Annotated in this window: 14 protein-coding genes; 9 read left to right on the plus strand and 5 right to left on the minus strand. The window is 69.8% G+C overall.

Annotated elements, in window-relative coordinates:
- Window positions 1-131 precede the first annotated feature (131 nt).
- Window positions 132-1277, plus strand: a complete 1146-nt coding sequence (locus BM150_RS21395; RefSeq protein ID WP_092929433.1) for an IS701 family transposase — start codon at window positions 132-134, stop codon at window positions 1275-1277.
- On the opposite strand, the gene BM150_RS21400 is transcribed toward BM150_RS21395, so the two are convergent.
- The gene (locus BM150_RS21400; protein WP_092929435.1) at window positions 1271-2722 is read right to left on the minus strand and encodes an MFS transporter; all 1452 of its coding nucleotides are present in this window, start codon (window positions 2720-2722) and stop codon (window positions 1271-1273) included. The genes BM150_RS21395 and BM150_RS21400 overlap by 7 nt on opposite strands.
- Before the next feature lie 298 nt (window positions 2723-3020).
- Here BM150_RS21400 and BM150_RS21405 point away from each other — a divergent pair, with 298 nt between their 5' ends.
- Window positions 3021-3782, plus strand: a complete 762-nt coding sequence (locus BM150_RS21405; RefSeq protein ID WP_092929437.1) for an SDR family NAD(P)-dependent oxidoreductase — start codon at window positions 3021-3023, stop codon at window positions 3780-3782.
- Window positions 3783-3789: 7 nt separating this feature from the next.
- On the opposite strand, the gene BM150_RS21410 is transcribed toward BM150_RS21405, so the two are convergent.
- Entirely contained in the window at window positions 3790-5262 is a 1473-nt protein-coding gene (locus BM150_RS21410; protein ID WP_139219619.1) for a GNAT family N-acetyltransferase, read from the minus strand.
- 177 nt (window positions 5263-5439) lie between these two features.
- A complete protein-coding gene (locus BM150_RS21415) occupies window positions 5440-5814 on the minus strand; it encodes a VOC family protein (RefSeq protein ID WP_092929549.1) in 375 nt (124 codons plus the stop codon).
- A gap of 263 nt (window positions 5815-6077) precedes the next feature.
- Here BM150_RS21415 and BM150_RS21420 point away from each other — a divergent pair, with 263 nt between their 5' ends.
- The 3 genes from BM150_RS21420 (at window position 6078) to BM150_RS21430 (ending at window position 8561) form a co-directional block, all read left to right on the plus strand.
- Window positions 6078-6851: a LamB/YcsF family protein gene (locus tag BM150_RS21420; RefSeq protein ID WP_092929441.1), complete on the plus strand. Its 774-nt coding sequence runs from the start codon at window positions 6078-6080 to the stop codon at window positions 6849-6851.
- Window positions 6852-6966: 115 nt separating this feature from the next.
- Entirely contained in the window at window positions 6967-7638 is a 672-nt protein-coding gene (locus BM150_RS21425; RefSeq protein WP_092929443.1) for a 5-oxoprolinase subunit B family protein, read from the plus strand.
- Window positions 7635-8561: a 5-oxoprolinase subunit C family protein gene (locus BM150_RS21430; RefSeq protein WP_092929445.1), complete on the plus strand. Its 927-nt coding sequence runs from the start codon at window positions 7635-7637 to the stop codon at window positions 8559-8561. The genes BM150_RS21425 and BM150_RS21430 overlap by 4 nt, the downstream gene beginning before the upstream one ends.
- A gap of 188 nt (window positions 8562-8749) precedes the next feature.
- On the opposite strand, the gene BM150_RS21435 is transcribed toward BM150_RS21430, so the two are convergent.
- Together BM150_RS21435 and BM150_RS21440 are read right to left on the minus strand one after the other, a co-directional pair.
- Window positions 8750-8959, minus strand: coding sequence for a DUF2188 domain-containing protein (locus tag BM150_RS21435; protein WP_092929447.1), 210 nt, complete (start codon window positions 8957-8959; stop codon window positions 8750-8752).
- A gap of 177 nt (window positions 8960-9136) precedes the next feature.
- Window positions 9137-10129, minus strand: coding sequence for an aldo/keto reductase (locus BM150_RS21440; RefSeq protein WP_092929449.1), 993 nt, complete (start codon window positions 10127-10129; stop codon window positions 9137-9139).
- A 289-nt stretch (window positions 10130-10418) separates the two neighbouring features.
- Between BM150_RS21440 and BM150_RS21445 the strand changes: the two genes are divergently transcribed.
- From BM150_RS21445 to BM150_RS21460, 4 genes are all read left to right on the plus strand, one after another.
- On the plus strand, window positions 10419-10601 hold the full coding sequence (locus BM150_RS21445) for a hypothetical protein (protein ID WP_139219620.1): 183 nt from the start codon (window positions 10419-10421) through the stop codon (window positions 10599-10601).
- A 136-nt stretch (window positions 10602-10737) separates the two neighbouring features.
- Entirely contained in the window at window positions 10738-11085 is a 348-nt protein-coding gene (locus BM150_RS21450) for a thioesterase (RefSeq protein WP_092929453.1), read from the plus strand.
- Between the two features lie 128 nt (window positions 11086-11213).
- Window positions 11214-12008: a hypothetical protein gene (locus BM150_RS21455; protein ID WP_092929455.1), complete on the plus strand. Its 795-nt coding sequence runs from the start codon at window positions 11214-11216 to the stop codon at window positions 12006-12008.
- An 84-nt stretch (window positions 12009-12092) separates the two neighbouring features.
- Window positions 12093-13994: a fumarate reductase/succinate dehydrogenase flavoprotein subunit gene (locus tag BM150_RS21460; RefSeq protein WP_092929457.1), complete on the plus strand. Its 1902-nt coding sequence runs from the start codon at window positions 12093-12095 to the stop codon at window positions 13992-13994.
- Window positions 13995-14038 lie beyond the last annotated feature (44 nt).

Consider the following 14038-nt stretch of genomic DNA (forward strand, 5'->3'; position numbering starts at 1 on the left):
CGGTGCCGCGCTTCGGTGTCCCAACCACCGGACGCGCGGCGAATCGTGTCCACCGACACGTGGTCGATCTCCGCTGCACCCGGCATGGTGGCGGAAGTCGTACGCGGTGTATCGAGAAGGTGTGAACGAGTATGACCGTTCCGACCAGCCCCACCTCCGTCGAGGACGAGGTCGTCGAGGAGCTCTGCTCGGCCGCTTTCGCGGGGTTGCGCAGGAGGGACCAACGGCGTCGCGGTGAGCAGTACGTCCGTGGCCTGCTGTCCAGCACCGGTCGTCGCTCCATCCGCAACATCGCGACGAGCGTCGGTGGCGCGGCCGCGGCGCAGAACCTGCACCACTTCGTGCACAGCTCCACCTGGGACTGGAACGCGGTGCGCGAACTGCTGCTGAGCCACCTGCGGGAGCGGATCACCCCGGCCGCCTGGGTGGTGAGTCCACTGTCCATACCGAAGAACGGGGACCACTCGGTCGGCGTGCTCTCGTGTGCCAACAAACAGCAGGCGTTCGGGCTGTGGTTGACCGACGAGAGTTCCGCCTTCCCGGTCGATTGGCGGCTCTACCTGACCACGGAGTGGCTGGCGGACCGGAACCGCCGCAGCAGGGCGGCGATCCCCAGCGGGGCGGGTGCGGAGACCCTGGGGCAGTCCGTGGCCAACGTGGCTTTCGAGGCCGCCCGACGCTGGGGACCGCTGGACGCCCCGGTGGTGTTCGACAACGACTCCGTCGACCTCGACCTGTTCGGCACCGGTCTCGCCGCCGCTCCGTTCCCCTTCCTGATGCGGGTGCGTGCGGACAACCGTTTCGTGGTCACCGACCCGACACTGCCCGGCTACGGTTCCGTTCCCACGACGGCGCGGCGACTGCTCGAAGCCGTGCGGGGGCTGCGCGGCGACGTGGAGTGGACCGATCCCGTGACCCGCCGTCGACACACCAGTGCGGCGGTGACCGTTCCGGTGGAGCCGATCCCACGACGACCGGACGGCGGCCCCGATACCGGCAAGCGGCGGATGCTGCGTCTGGTCGGGGAGTGGTCGGATCCGCGAAACCCACCGGAGCGGATGTGGCTGACGAACGCACGCACCCCGTCGGTCGATGCTCTGCTGCGGAGCGGCAAGCTCCCCCGGCGGGTCGCCCGCGACAGCGAGGAGATCGGCGGGACCGTCGGCATTCGCGACTTCGAGGGGCGTACCTATCCCGGTTGGCACCGCCACATCACGCTGGCCTCGCTGGCCCACACCGCTCGTGTGCTGTCAAGGGACAGGACGGCGGACTACTGATCCCGTCCTCCGGTCCCGCGGAGTGTCCACAGTGCCACCGCCGCCGTGCCGAGCAGGACCAGCGCGGCCGTGTCGAACGCGAAGGAGTACCCGGACGTCTCGGCGACACGCGGCGCTGCCCCCTCGGCGAGCAGCGAGTCGGTGTGGGCGGTTGCCAGCGAGACCAACAGCGCCAACCCGGCGGTCGGCCCGGTCTCCATGGCGGTGTTGACCAGGCTGCCCGCGAGGCCGGGCCGCTCCTCGCTCCCCGGTGAGAAGACCCGGACCGTCGCACCGGAGAACATCATGCTGATCCCGACCGGCAGGACCAGCAGCCCGGCCAGCAAAGCACCCGCGTACGGTCCGCCCGCCGTCGTGCCGCCGAGCAGTGCCGTTCCTCCGGCGGCGAGCAGCGAACCGACAACCGCGACGACGCGCGGCCCGAACCGGTTGACCAATCGCGTCACGATGAGCCCGGTGAGCAACAACAGCAGGCTGAACGGCAGGAACGCGGCAGCCGTGCCGAGCGGAGACATTCCCTTCACCTGTTGGAAGTACAACGACAGCAGCATGAGAACGGTCGAGATCGTGGCGGCACCGACCAGGATCACCCACAGGGCGCCCAGTCGGCGCCCCGAGCCCAGAAACGCCGGCGGCAGCAACGGGTCGGCCGCTTTCCGCTCCGCGAGGATGAAGGACGTCACCAACACCACACCCGCCGCGAGCGGACCGAGCACCGGTAGCGAGAACCAGGATCGCTCCGCCGCGTGGACCAGGCCGTAGCTGAGCGCGGTCAGCCCCGCGGTCGCCAGAACCGCGCCCCCGACCTCGAGCCCACCCCGCGCGGTCGGCCCGTCGGCGGGTAGTAACGAGCTGGTCAGCGCCAACACCAGTACGGCGGCGACCACCGGCACCGCGAACACCCAACGCCACGACACCCAGCCGGCGATCACGCCGGAGGACAGCACGCCCGCCGCCGCTCCGAGCGGGGAAATCCCACCCCACGCCGCCAAGACGCGGGCACGGCGACGCGGTTCGGGGAACACGATCCCGACCAGCGCCACCGCTGCCGGTGCCGCCAGCGCCGCCCCCGTTCCCTGCAGGAACCTGCTGATCGTCAGTGTCCAGAACCCGGGCGCCACACCAGCCGTGATGGAGGCGGCACCGAACAACGTGACTCCTGTCGTGAACAGTCGCCGAGGGCCGTAGAGATCCGCGGCCCGGCCTCCCAGCAGCAACAGTCCGCTGAAGGACAGGCCGTAGGCGGCGTTGACCAGGGTCAGGCGGCTCGTCGAGAGCCCCAGTTCCGCCTCGACGCGCGGCAGCACCACCGCGAGCACGGTGATCGCCATGATGAGCACGAGCTGCGTCGCGGCAAGCAGCGAAAAGGCCGCTCTCGCACGTGGCGTACGGCATTCCGCTCGGCCCGCCGCGGGCGCGTCCTCGTGCCCGGATCCGATGGTCATCAAGAACTCCGAAGAATCGGAAGGTCGTTTCCGCCCGGAGTTTGCGCGTCTTTTCGGGGAGGAACAACCGAGATTTCGGACTTTGTCATGTTCCGGGGATAGTGCTCGACATGACGAAGTATGTGGTGCGGGTTGCCCTGGTATCCGTTGCTTCGGAGGATGTGCGGCGGCTCCTCGGTAGATGTGTTCACCCGGATTTCTGGGGTTCCGAGGATTCGCTCGACCCTTTTCGGGGCACGAGCATTTCGGTTTTCACGGTCAGGCGGAGAACGGTAATTCGGAATCAGGAGAACGAATCATGAATTCGCGTTTCGAGGGAAAAGTGGTTTTCATCACCGGAGCCGGATCCGGTCTCGGCCGGAGGAGCGCTCTTTCCTTCGCGGCGGAGGGGGCCACAGTGGTCGCCGCGGGTCGCGACGACGAGAAGACCGCGCGGACCGTCGGGATGATCGAGGAAAACGGGGGCGAGGCCAGTGCGGTCAACCTCGACGTCACCGATTCCGCTTCGGTGAGCGACGGGCTGGAAACCGTGGTGCGGCGGCACGGATCTCTGGACATCGCGCACAACAACGCGGGGGTCTTCCCGGAACCGGGAGCGTTCGCCGACACGGCGGAAAGCACCTGGCACTCCGCGATCGCCGTCAACCTCACCGGTGTGGCGCTGTGCATGAAGCACGAGATCAACCACATGCGGGAGCACGGTGGCGGCGCCATCGTCAACGTCGGATCGAACATCGGTGACCACGCCAGGTTCGGTGGTGTCGGTCCCTACGTGGCCTCCAAGGCCGGAGTCAGCAACATGAGCCGCTCCGCCGCGAGGGACCACGTTCGGGACGGCATCCGGATCAACGTCGTCAGCCCCGGCGCCTCCGACACCGACATGACGTTCCTGCCGGGAGAGACCGCGGAGCAGCGTTCGGCCAGGCTCACCGGTGGTATCCCGGCGGGCAGGTTGGCCGATCCCGGTGAGATCGTCGCGGCGGTGCTGTGGCTGGCCTCGGATGAGGCGAGTTTCGTGGTCGGTCACGACCTGGTCGTCGACGGTGGAGCGAGCGCCTGACCGCGACTCAGTGCGGGCTGGTCTCGGCCAGGGTGCGCCCGGCCGGGACCGTCGCGCTCGCTTCCCGGGACGTGGCGCGTGTCCGCTCCGTGCCGTCCCGCAGCTCCAGCGTCCAGGACCACTCGCCCGGCTCGTCCGCGCCGACGTGCTTGAACCCGGCCGAACGCAACGTGCGCGCCATCGCGGTGTTGTCCAGCTGGGTCAGCGCGCTCACCCGGGCGAGTCCGAACTCGCGGGCACGCGCCAGCAGCGCGTCCCGCAGCGCCGACCCCACGCCCAGCCCCTGCCAGTCGTCGCGCACCAGCAGTGCCAACTCACCGGTGGTGCCGTCGTGGTCGAGATCGCCCATCGCCACCACCTCGCCGTCGGGCGAAGTGGCCAGCAGCGAGCTACCCAACCGTGAATCCCCCAGCCGTGAATCCCCCAGCCGTGTGTCCCCCAGCCGCGAATTGACTCGTGCCGGAGTCGGCGACAGCTCCGGCCGTCGGTCAGTGGGGATTCCCGCCACGAAGTAGCGCCGGTGCCTGCTCGCGTTCGAGCACCGCTCGTGCAGCTCGCGCACCAGCGGCAGGTCGGAGTCCTCGGTGCCGCGTACCGCGAACTCGGAGCCGTCGCGCGCCGTGTGGCCCTCGGTGGGACGTCCCGCGTGCGCCTTCCGGCTCGCCGCCAGCCCCGTCATCGCGCGGGCCCTGGCGAACTCGGCCGGGGTGAACTCCCCCGCCCTCCGGCGCAGCAGCAGCACACCGCCGCCGGGGTGGTCCAGGCAGATCGACTGTCCGAGCAGTTCATCGGTGCCCATGCCCAGTCCCTCGGTCGAGGCCAACCAGCGCACCTCGACGTCACCCAGCAGCGCCCGCAGCGCGCCGCGCGGTTCGTCGGTGCCCTCCACCAGTTCGGTCGCCAGCCGCAGTGCCCTGGTGGGAACGTCGTCGAGCTCGCGCGGGCCGGTGCGTTCGGCGGTCACGTCACGGCCACCGGCGCTGATTACCGTCTCGACCAGTTCGGCGTGGCCGACCTCGCCGGGCAGGTGCAGCAGGAACTCGTCCACCGCCGCGTCGGCGACCGGGTGCACCTGCATGGTCCGGATGTCACCGTCCAACAGGGCCAGTTGACCGGCCAGTGCGGCCAGGCCGCCCGGTTCGTCGCTGACCGAGGCACGTACCCGCCACAGCTCCCGGTCCGCCCGCTCGCCGAGCTCCACCGTGGTGGGTTCGCCCGCGAACCGTCGCTGCTCGGTTCTCCGACCGCCGAGCCGGGCGAGCGCGGGCAGCATCCGGCCGATCGCGGTCGTGCACAGCCACGCCACACCCGCGACGGTCAGGATCCACGCGGCGAGCCGTCCGGCCCCCAGTTGGAACAGCACGAGCTGCGTCGTGCCGACAACCACCGCTGCGGGGGCGAGCCACGCCGGGGGACGCGCGGCGGTCGGACGCCGGGTCACGGTGCCGCGGTCGGTTGCCGCGAAGTCTCGCTCGGTCATGTTTCCCATGCTGGGCCGGGGTTGTTACCTCGGAGCCCGTCAGCGATGACGTGCGAGTTAAATCCGCCGCTCCCGCCCGTCGCGCGGTGGAGTGGCACCGGGCTCCGGTTCTGGAAGGCATCGGATCGCGCGGGAACCGGCTCGCGCCGTGCGGCCGGTCCGCAAGTTTCGGTGTCCTCAGGAGCCGGGGTTGACCACGCCGATCACGTGCCCCTCCGGATCGGCGAACAGGCCGATCTCCAGCTGGTCCATCACCTTCTCCGGCCCCATCACCCGGCTGCCGCCGAGGGTCTCTGCCTGGGACAGCGCCTGCTCCACGTCGTCGACCCCCACGTAGAACGTCACCATTCCCTCGTGGCCCTCCGGAACGGCGGCGATGCCGCCGCCGATGCCCGCGGTCTCACCGTCGTCCTCGACCGTCTCGCGCTCGACCATGCCGTAGTCCAACTGGTTGTCCGTGTCGATCTTCCAACCGAACAGCCGTGAGTAGTAGTCGCGGAGTTTCGCCGCGTCCTTGCCGAGAATCTCGAAGTGCACCACCGGGTTGCCCATGATTCGCTCCCTTCCCCGCGCACCGCCGGAATCCGTTCGCGCGATGCCTGTCGAAAGCACTCCCACCACGAGTAAAGAACCGCCCGAGACCGGGTCGCAAGCTCTCGGCGACATCGGTGACTTCGGTCCTTCGAACCGGGGCAGGAAGTCCATGCGGGTCGGCACCTGTCCGCGCCGCCGCGTACGTGGACCCGTGGTGAGCGTGCGACGGCGTGCTCGGACCCCCGTGATCACGCGCGCGGTCTCGTGAGAGGTTGCCCGATATGGACGTCAACGCTGACCTGGCCGAGGGGTTCGGGCGCTGGGAACTGGGCGACGACACCGCGCTGCTGGACATCGTCAGCAGCGCCAACGTCGCCTGCGGGTTCCACGCGGGTGATCCGAGGACGCTGCGCGCGGCCTGCTCCGGAGCGGCGATGCGCGGGGTCGCCGTGGGGGCCCAGGTCGGTTATCGAGATCTGGCCGGATTCGGCCGCCGGTTCATCGACATGGACCCGGCCGAACTCGTGGACGAGGTGATCTACCAGATCGGCGCGCTCGACGCGCTGGCCAGGGTGGCGGGCACCGCGGTCACCTACGTCAAGCCGCACGGCGCGCTGTACAACACCATCGTCTCGCACACCGAGCAGGCCGAGGCCGTCGTGGAAGCGGTGCGCCGGTTCCGTCCCGGCATGGCCGTGCTGGGCCTGGCCGGTTCGGAGTGGCTGCGGCTGGCGAGGGAGTCGGGGCTGAACACCCACCGGGAGGCGTTCGCCGATCGCGCCTACACCCCGGAGGGAACCCTCGTGCCGCGTGGTCGTCCCGGCGCGGTGCTGCACGACCCCGAGGCGATAGCCGACCGCTGCCTGCGGATCGTCCGGGGGCAGCCGATCGAGGCGGTGGACGGGACTCCGCTGTCGCTGTCGCCGGACTCGATCTGCGTGCACGGCGACACCCCCGACGCGGTGGAGATCGCCCGCACCGTGCGGCGGAAACTGGCCGAGCAGGGGACGCCGATCGAACCGTTCGCCCCGCCGCCCGCACTCGTGGCGGACTGAGAGCTGTTCTCCGGTGCTCCTGCTCGATGTCGGTCCTCCCGGAGCGAGAGCCAGGGGGAGGTTCCGCCAAGCGAGCACCCCGGCAAGTTCGAGCGGAAAACTCCAAGGAGGTGCGGTGCGGATCCTGCCCTGCGCGGACGCGGGTCTGCTGGTGGAACTGGACGAGCTGGAACAGGTGCTGGCGCTGCACGCCGCGCTGTCCGAACGGAGCCTGCCCGGAGTCCTCGACCTGATCCCCGCGGCCCGGACACTGCTCGTCTCGCTGGATCCCGAGCGCGCCGACCGGCGCGCGCTCGCCGATGAGATCCGCCGAGTGCCGTTGACCGGAACTGGGGCGGCCGGAACTCAGTGGGCCGGAACTCAGCGGGTCGAAACCGGGTCGGTCGGGGAAGAACTCCCCGACCGGGGGTCGCTCACGGTGCCGGTGATCTACGACGGCGCGGATCTCGACGCGGTGGCCGAGCTGACCGGGCTCACGCCCCGCGAGGTGGTGCTCGCCCACACCGGAACCGAGTGGCGGGTGGCCTTCGGCGGATTCGCACCGGGATTCGGTTACCTGGTGGGAGGTGACCCTCGGCTGGAGGTCCCACGCCGCGCGGAGTCCCGAACCGGTGTGCCCGCCGGTTCGGTCGGGTTGGCGGGCAGGTTCAGCGGTGTCTACCCGAGAACCTCGCCGGGCGGTTGGCAGCTGATCGGCCGCACCGAGCTGGAGATCTGGCGCACCGACCGTGATCCGCCGGCACTGCTGCGCCCCGGGGTGCGGGTGCGGTTCGAGGAGGTGTCATGAGCGAGCCGGACACCGGTACCGCCGGGCTCGATAGGGGATCGCCGGCCGCCCGACGGCTGGAGGTGCTGCGCCCCGGTCCGCTGTCGACCGTGCAGGACCTGGGCCGGACCGGACTGGCCGGGATGGGGGTGGGAGTCTCCGGCGCCGCCGATCGGAGCTCGCTGCGGCTGGCCAACCGCCTAGTCGGCAACGCGGAGTCGGAGGCCGCCGTGGAGATCACGCTGGGTGGGCTGTGGTTGCGCGCCCACGGTGTGCTCACCGTCGCGCTGACCGGCGCCTCGTTTCCGATCACTGTGGACGGGAGTGCGGTGGCGAGTCACACCGTGCTCACGCTGCCCACCGGGTCGGTGCTGCGGATCGGGCGGTGTCGCACGGGGATGCGGGGGTATCTGGCGGTGCGCGGCGGCATCGACGTCCCGGCCGTGCTGGGGTCACGCGCCACCGACACGCTCTCGGGACTGGGACCGGAGCCGCTCGCGGTGGGCACCGTGCTCCCCGTCGGGCGAGCCCACGGCGAGTTCCCGCGCGTGGACGCCGCGCCGGTCACCCCGCCGTCCGGCGGTGAACTGACGCTGCCCGTGCTGCCCGGGCCGAGACAGGACTGGTTCAGCGCCGAAGCGCTGCGTCACCTGCTGCGCGAGCCGTTCGAGGTCACCCGGGACAGCGACCGGGTCGGCATGCGCCTGTCCGGACCGCCGCTGCCCCGGGACGAGACCGGTGAGCTTCCCAGCGAGGGGATGGTCAGCGGGTCACTGCAGGTGCCGCCCGCTGGGCAGCCCACCCTGTTCCTGGCGGACCACCCGGTGACCGGGGGATATCCCGTGATCGCGGTCGTGCTGTCGGCCCACGTGGCCGTGGCCGCGCAGGCACGCCCCGGCCAGCGGTTGCGCTTCCGCGCCGTGCGGGAGCCGTCGGAGTACTGATCGCGCGGCGGCACGATCGATCGGTACCAGGGCCGACGGGTGCCGTTCCGACAGGTGTCCCCGCCTCGCGATCCGACGATCTCGCCGCGCCGGAAGGGCCGCGGCAGCGGGGCTCCGTCGCGACGGCACGACGGCGCGGGCGGCCCGGAAGTTCCCACCGGACCGCCCACGGGAGTCGTCGGGTTCGGTCAGCTCGACTGCACGGTTCGCCGGTCGCGGACCGATCCGTCGATTCCGTGAATGAGGATCTCGCCTCCGTCAGAGCTCTCCAGCTGCCTGCGTGCCTCGTCGATCGCGTCCGCCTGGGTGTCGGTGCTCGACTCGGTGGAACCGGTGGCCGCGCCGACCACCTTCCAGCCGCCGCCACCGCCTCCGGGAACGACGTGTCGCTGGCCCATGGTTACCTTTCCGGAAGGGGAAACGTCCTGCTCCGGCGTACCCGTGTCGGAACGCGCTCACACCACTCGGGTGGTGCCTCCGAGCCGATCAACTCCCCACCTCGCTCGTCAATGCCGCAACGCCCGTGGCCCGCTCCGGGAACCGGGAACGTCCCCGGTCGCGCAGGGGAGTCACCGTCAGAGGTGCACCTTGTCCATCGCACCCTCGCCGTAGCGTTCGCCCGCCGCCACGCCGCGCGGCGCCACCCGCTCGAGCGCGGCCAGGTCCTCGGCGGTGAGGGTGACGTCCACCGCGCCCACGTTCTCCTCCAGATACTTGCGCTTCTTGGTACCGGGGATGGTCACGATGTCCTCGCCCTGCGCCGCCACCCACGCCAGGGCCAGCTGGGAGGCCGATACGCCCTTCTGCCGCGCCAGTTCGTGCACCTGGTCGACCACGTCCAGATTGCGCTGGAAGTTCTCCCCCTGGAACCGGGGCGCGGTCCGCCGGTAGTCGTCGCTGGGGAGGTCCTCGAACGAGCGGATCGCGCCGGAGAGGAATCCGCGTCCGAGCGGTGAGTAGGCCACGAAACCGATGCCCAGCTCGCGGCAGGTCGCCAGCACCCCGTTGTCCTCCGGATCGCGGCTGAACAGCGAGTACTCGGTCTGCACCGCGCTGACCGGGTGGGTGGCGTGGGCCTTCCGGATCGTTTCCGGAGCGGCCTCCGAGATCCCCAGGTGGCGCACCTTGCCCTGCCGCACCAGCTCGGACAGCGCGCCCCAGGTCTCGTCGATCGGCACGTCCGGGTCCACGCGGTGCTGGTAGTACAGGTCCACGTGGTCGATTCCCAGCCGCCGCAACGAGCCGTCGATGGCGGCACGCAGGTACTCCGGCCTGCCGTTGACCTCGCCCGTGAGTTCGCCGTTCTCGTCCACCTCGTTGCCGAACTTGGTGGCGAGCACCACCTCGTCCCGGCGGCCCGCCAGTGCTCGCCCCAGTAGCCGCTCGTTGCTCCACGGCCCGTACATGTCGGCCGTGTCCAGGAAGTCCACCCCGAGTTCCAGGGCTCGTCGGATCGTGGCGGCCGACTCCTCGTCGTCCCGCCCCGAGTACCCGAAGGTCATTCCCATGCAGCCCAGGCCCTGTTCACTGACCCGCAGACCCTGACTGCCGAGAGCGCGTTGCCGCATTCGCCCACTCCGTGTCGGTGAGTTCGATCGATTCCGTCGTCGAGTATGCCCGCGTGATCAGCGACCGGCAGTCCCACGACGGATATTCCCGCGTTCGCGCGGCGAGGAAACGGGCAGGAGGAAATGGGCGGGGGAAACGGGCACAGTGGGGGATTCCCGGTCTGCCGGAAGGGGACTCGTCGGGCGCGTTACACGAATCGGTGGTGTTCCCGCGTTGCGCCCTCCGTTGGCGGGCACCGCGTGCGAGGGTGGTCGCGATTCGCGGTCGTTCGAGACACGGAGGTCGGGAGTGGACCGCAGGAGCGTGCTCGTTCTGGTGGCATTCGCGGCGATCGCGGTCGGCTATCTGGTGGTGCGCGACCCGGTCGCCGCCGCCGGAGCGGTACGGCAGGGATCGCTGGTGCTCTTCGACAGCGTCGCTTTCGTGTTCCGGTCGCTGGTCACCTTCGTACGACACCTCTTCGAGGGGTAGCCGATGGGGAAGTGGCTCCGAATCGGGTCTCCTCGCGTCCATCGAATGCGTTTCGAATCACATGTGTCTCTTGTCACGTAGGCTTGGGTCGTGCAGAGTCTTTCGGTGACCGGATCGGGAACGCGAGGTGGTGCGAATGTCCTCGACAGCTGAACTGGGTGACGTGCTTCGCGCGCTGGCCCAGCTGCGTACCGGTGTCGACGAGCTCTACACCAGATACGGCGACGTCGCCGTTGTGCGGCGTATCGAGAACGATCTCCAGCGACTGGAGATAGACGTCTCCGAGCTGTCGACCGCCGCCCCCGGGCCACCGCGCCAGCGTTCCGGCGGTGCCGCCGCGACGGCTCGCGGCGGTGGCGCGACCGCACACCGCGAGGTAGGGGAACGCGACATCATCGAGGTTCCCGACACACCCTACGACCCCTCCTGGTGGCAGGGCGTGGACGACGAGGGAGTCGGAGGTCAGTCATCGCGCGAGGACTGATTCCGCCCGTGGCCGCGGCACCGGACCCCTCGTGGTCGCCCCCGGTCCGGTGTGAACCGGGCCGTGTCCCGTGACGACCGGGCGACCACCGCGACAACCGTCATTCTCGCTACCACCAGGGGTCGAGCATGTCAGCTCCCACAACTTCATCGTCCCTCCGGCGCGGGCGCACGCTGCGAACCGATCGATGGTGGTTGCCGCCGCTGGGTACCGCGCTCGGACTCGGTGCCTTCGTCGTCTACGGCCTGATACGGACCTTCATGAACCAGTGGTACTGGGTGCCCGAGTACCACTACCTCGCCCCGTTCTTCTCGCCCTGCATCAGCGACGCCTGCGTGCCCGGGGCGAGCCACTTCGGATCGCCGTTCCCGGACCTGGCGCCGTGGATTCCCCCACCGGTGTTCGTGCTGCCGTTCGTGCTCGGCTTCCGACTGACCTGCTACTACTACCGAAAGGCCTACTACCGGTCCTTCTGGGCCGCGCCGCCCGCCTGCGCGGTGACCGAACCCCACCGCCGCTACACCGGTGAGACGCGGTTCCCGCTGATCATGCAGAACGTGCACCGCTACTTCTTCTACGCCGCGCTGCTGGTGGCCGCGGTGCTGACCTACGACACCGTGATCGCCTTCCGCGGTCCGGGCGGCGGCTTCGGCATCGGACTCGGGACGCTGCTCATGGTGGTCAACGTCGTGCTGCTGTGGGCTTACACGCTGTCCTGCCACTCCTGCAGGCACCTGATAGGCGGACGCATCAACCACTTCTCCCGCCACCCGGTGCGCTATCGAATGTGGACGCTGGTGAGCAGGATGAACGGTCACCACATGGGGCTCGCCTGGGCATCGCTGGTGTCGGTGGCACTGGTGGACCTCTACGTGATGCTCGTGGCCGCGGGCGCCTTCCCGGATCCGCGGCTGTTCAACTGACCCCCGGCGCGCCTCGGCCGTGCGCGCACGCGGCCGTGCGGCAGCGCCGCGAAACCATTTCGGACGAGAAATCGGAAACGTCACATGGCCGAGATCGAGAGTCACGACTACGACGTGATCGTCATCGGGGCGGGCGGTGCCGGCCTGCGTGCCGCCATCGAGGCCCGCTCGCGCGGACTGCGCACGGCGGTGCTGTGCAAGTCGCTGTTCGGCAAGGCGCACACCGTCATGGCCGAGGGCGGTATCGCCGCCGCGATGGGCAACGTCAACTCGGGGGACGACTGGCAGGTGCACTTCCGCGACACCATGCGCGGCGGCAAGTTCCTGAACAACTGGCGCATGGCCGAACTGCACGCCACCGAGGCCCCGCAGCGCGTCTGGGAGCTGGAGACCTACGGAGCACTGTTCGACCGCACCGCCGACGGCCGGATCAGCCAGCGCAACTTCGGCGGGCACGAGTACCCCAGGCTCGCGCACGTGGGTGACCGCACCGGACTGGAACTGATCCGCACGCTGCAGCAGCAGGTGGTCTCGCTGCAGCAGTCCGACCACGCCGAGCACGGCGACTACGAGGCCGGACTGCGGGTCTTCGCCGAGTTCACGGTGACCGACCTGCTGCTGGACGACGACCGCATCGCCGGGACGCTCGGGTACTGGCGGGAGAACGGTCGGTTCGTGCGGCTGCGGGCACCAGCGGTGGTGCTGGCGACCGGGGGGATCGGCAAGTCCTTCAAAGTGACCTCCAACTCCTGGGAGTACACCGGTGACGGGCACGCCCTCGCGCTGCGGGCGGGTGCCCGGCTGATCAACATGGAGTTCGTGCAGTTCCACCCCACCGGCATGGTCTGGCCGCCCAGCGTGAAGGGGATCCTGGTCACCGAATCCGTGCGCGGTGACGGCGGTGTGCTGCGCGACGCCTCGGGAAGACGCTTCATGTTCGACTACATTCCCGAGGTCTTCAAGGAGTCCTACGCGGACAGCCCGGAGGAGGCCGACCGGTGGTACTCCGATCCGGACAACAACCGCAGGCCACCGGAACTGCTGCCGCGCGACGAAGTGGCACGCGCGATCAACAACGAGGTCAAGGAGGGCAGGGGAACCCCGCACGGTGGGGTCTACCTCGACGTGGCCAGCAGGCTCTCCACCGAGGAGATCATGCGCAGGCTGCCCTCGATGCACCACCAGTTCAAGGAACTGGCCGATGTGGACATCACCAGTGAGCGCATGGAGGTCGGGCCGACCTGCCACTACGTGATGGGTGGTGTGGAGGTCGACCCCGACACCGCGGCCTCCTCGGTGCCCGGGCTGTTCGCCGCGGGGGAGGTGGCGGGCGGTATGCACGGTTCCAACCGGCTCGGGGGCAACTCGCTCTCCGACCTGCTGGTTTTCGGCAGGCGGGCCGGAGCGGGCGCCGCCGAGCACGTCGCCGCCGCGCGGCACGCCCACCCCGACGTCTCGGAGGAGGTGGTGACCGAGGCGGTGAACTCCGCACTCGCCCCGTTCGAGGTCACCGACGCGCGGGGCCAGGAGAACCCCTACTCGCTGCAGGCGGAGCTGCAGCAGGTGATGAACCGCCTGGTCGGCATCATCCGGGACGGGGCCGAGATGTGTGCCGCGCTGGAACAGCTCGCCGAGATCAAACAGCGTGCCGCCCGACTGGCCGTTCCGGAGGGCAACCGCCATTTCAATCCCGGCTGGCACCTGGCGCTGGATCTGCGCAACATGCTGGTCGTCAGTGAGTGCGTGGCAGCGGCGGCGCTGCGCCGCACCGAGAGCAGGGGCGGGCACACCCGCGACGATCACCCGGGCATGAACCCGAAGTGGCGCGGCACGCTGCTCGGCTGCGAGCTGCGGGACGGTTCGATCGAGATCACCGAGCACGAGCAGCCGCCGATGCGGGAGGACCTGTTGCGGCTGTTCTCCCTCGAAGAGCTGGGCAAGTACTTCACCGAGGAGGAGCTGGCCGTCGTGCGAACACCCTCTTAGCGGGGCTGTCGGCTCGGTTCTCGTCGGGACGTGGCGGAACCTCT

The sequence above is a fragment of the Actinopolyspora alba genome, assembly GCF_900112765.1.
Lineage (GTDB): Bacteria > Actinomycetota > Actinomycetes > Mycobacteriales > Pseudonocardiaceae > Actinopolyspora > Actinopolyspora alba.

Excerpts from the sequence above, each read along its gene's own strand:
- BM150_RS21440 (WP_092929449.1), bottom strand. The coding sequence starts at position 10,129 with ATGCGGCAACGCGCTCTCGGCAGTCAGGGTCTGCGGGTCAGTGAACAG.
- BM150_RS21400 (WP_092929435.1), bottom strand. The coding sequence starts at position 2,722 with ATGACCATCGGATCCGGGCACGAGGACGCGCCCGCGGCGGGCCGAGCG.
- BM150_RS21395 (WP_092929433.1), top strand. The coding sequence starts at position 132 with ATGACCGTTCCGACCAGCCCCACCTCCGTCGAGGACGAGGTCGTCGAG.
- BM150_RS21435 (WP_092929447.1), bottom strand. The coding sequence starts at position 8,959 with ATGGGCCAGCGACACGTCGTTCCCGGAGGCGGTGGCGGCGGCTGGAAG.
- BM150_RS21455 (WP_092929455.1), top strand. The coding sequence starts at position 11,214 with ATGTCAGCTCCCACAACTTCATCGTCCCTCCGGCGCGGGCGCACGCTG.
- BM150_RS21460 (WP_092929457.1), top strand. The coding sequence starts at position 12,093 with ATGGCCGAGATCGAGAGTCACGACTACGACGTGATCGTCATCGGGGCG.
- BM150_RS21450 (WP_092929453.1), top strand. The coding sequence starts at position 10,738 with ATGTCCTCGACAGCTGAACTGGGTGACGTGCTTCGCGCGCTGGCCCAG.
- BM150_RS21410 (WP_139219619.1), bottom strand. The coding sequence starts at position 5,262 with ATGACCGAGCGAGACTTCGCGGCAACCGACCGCGGCACCGTGACCCGG.
- BM150_RS21415 (WP_092929549.1), bottom strand. The coding sequence starts at position 5,814 with ATGGGCAACCCGGTGGTGCACTTCGAGATTCTCGGCAAGGACGCGGCG.
- BM150_RS21405 (WP_092929437.1), top strand. The coding sequence starts at position 3,021 with ATGAATTCGCGTTTCGAGGGAAAAGTGGTTTTCATCACCGGAGCCGGA.
- BM150_RS21430 (WP_092929445.1), top strand. The coding sequence starts at position 7,635 with ATGAGCGAGCCGGACACCGGTACCGCCGGGCTCGATAGGGGATCGCCG.
- BM150_RS21420 (WP_092929441.1), top strand. The coding sequence starts at position 6,078 with ATGGACGTCAACGCTGACCTGGCCGAGGGGTTCGGGCGCTGGGAACTG.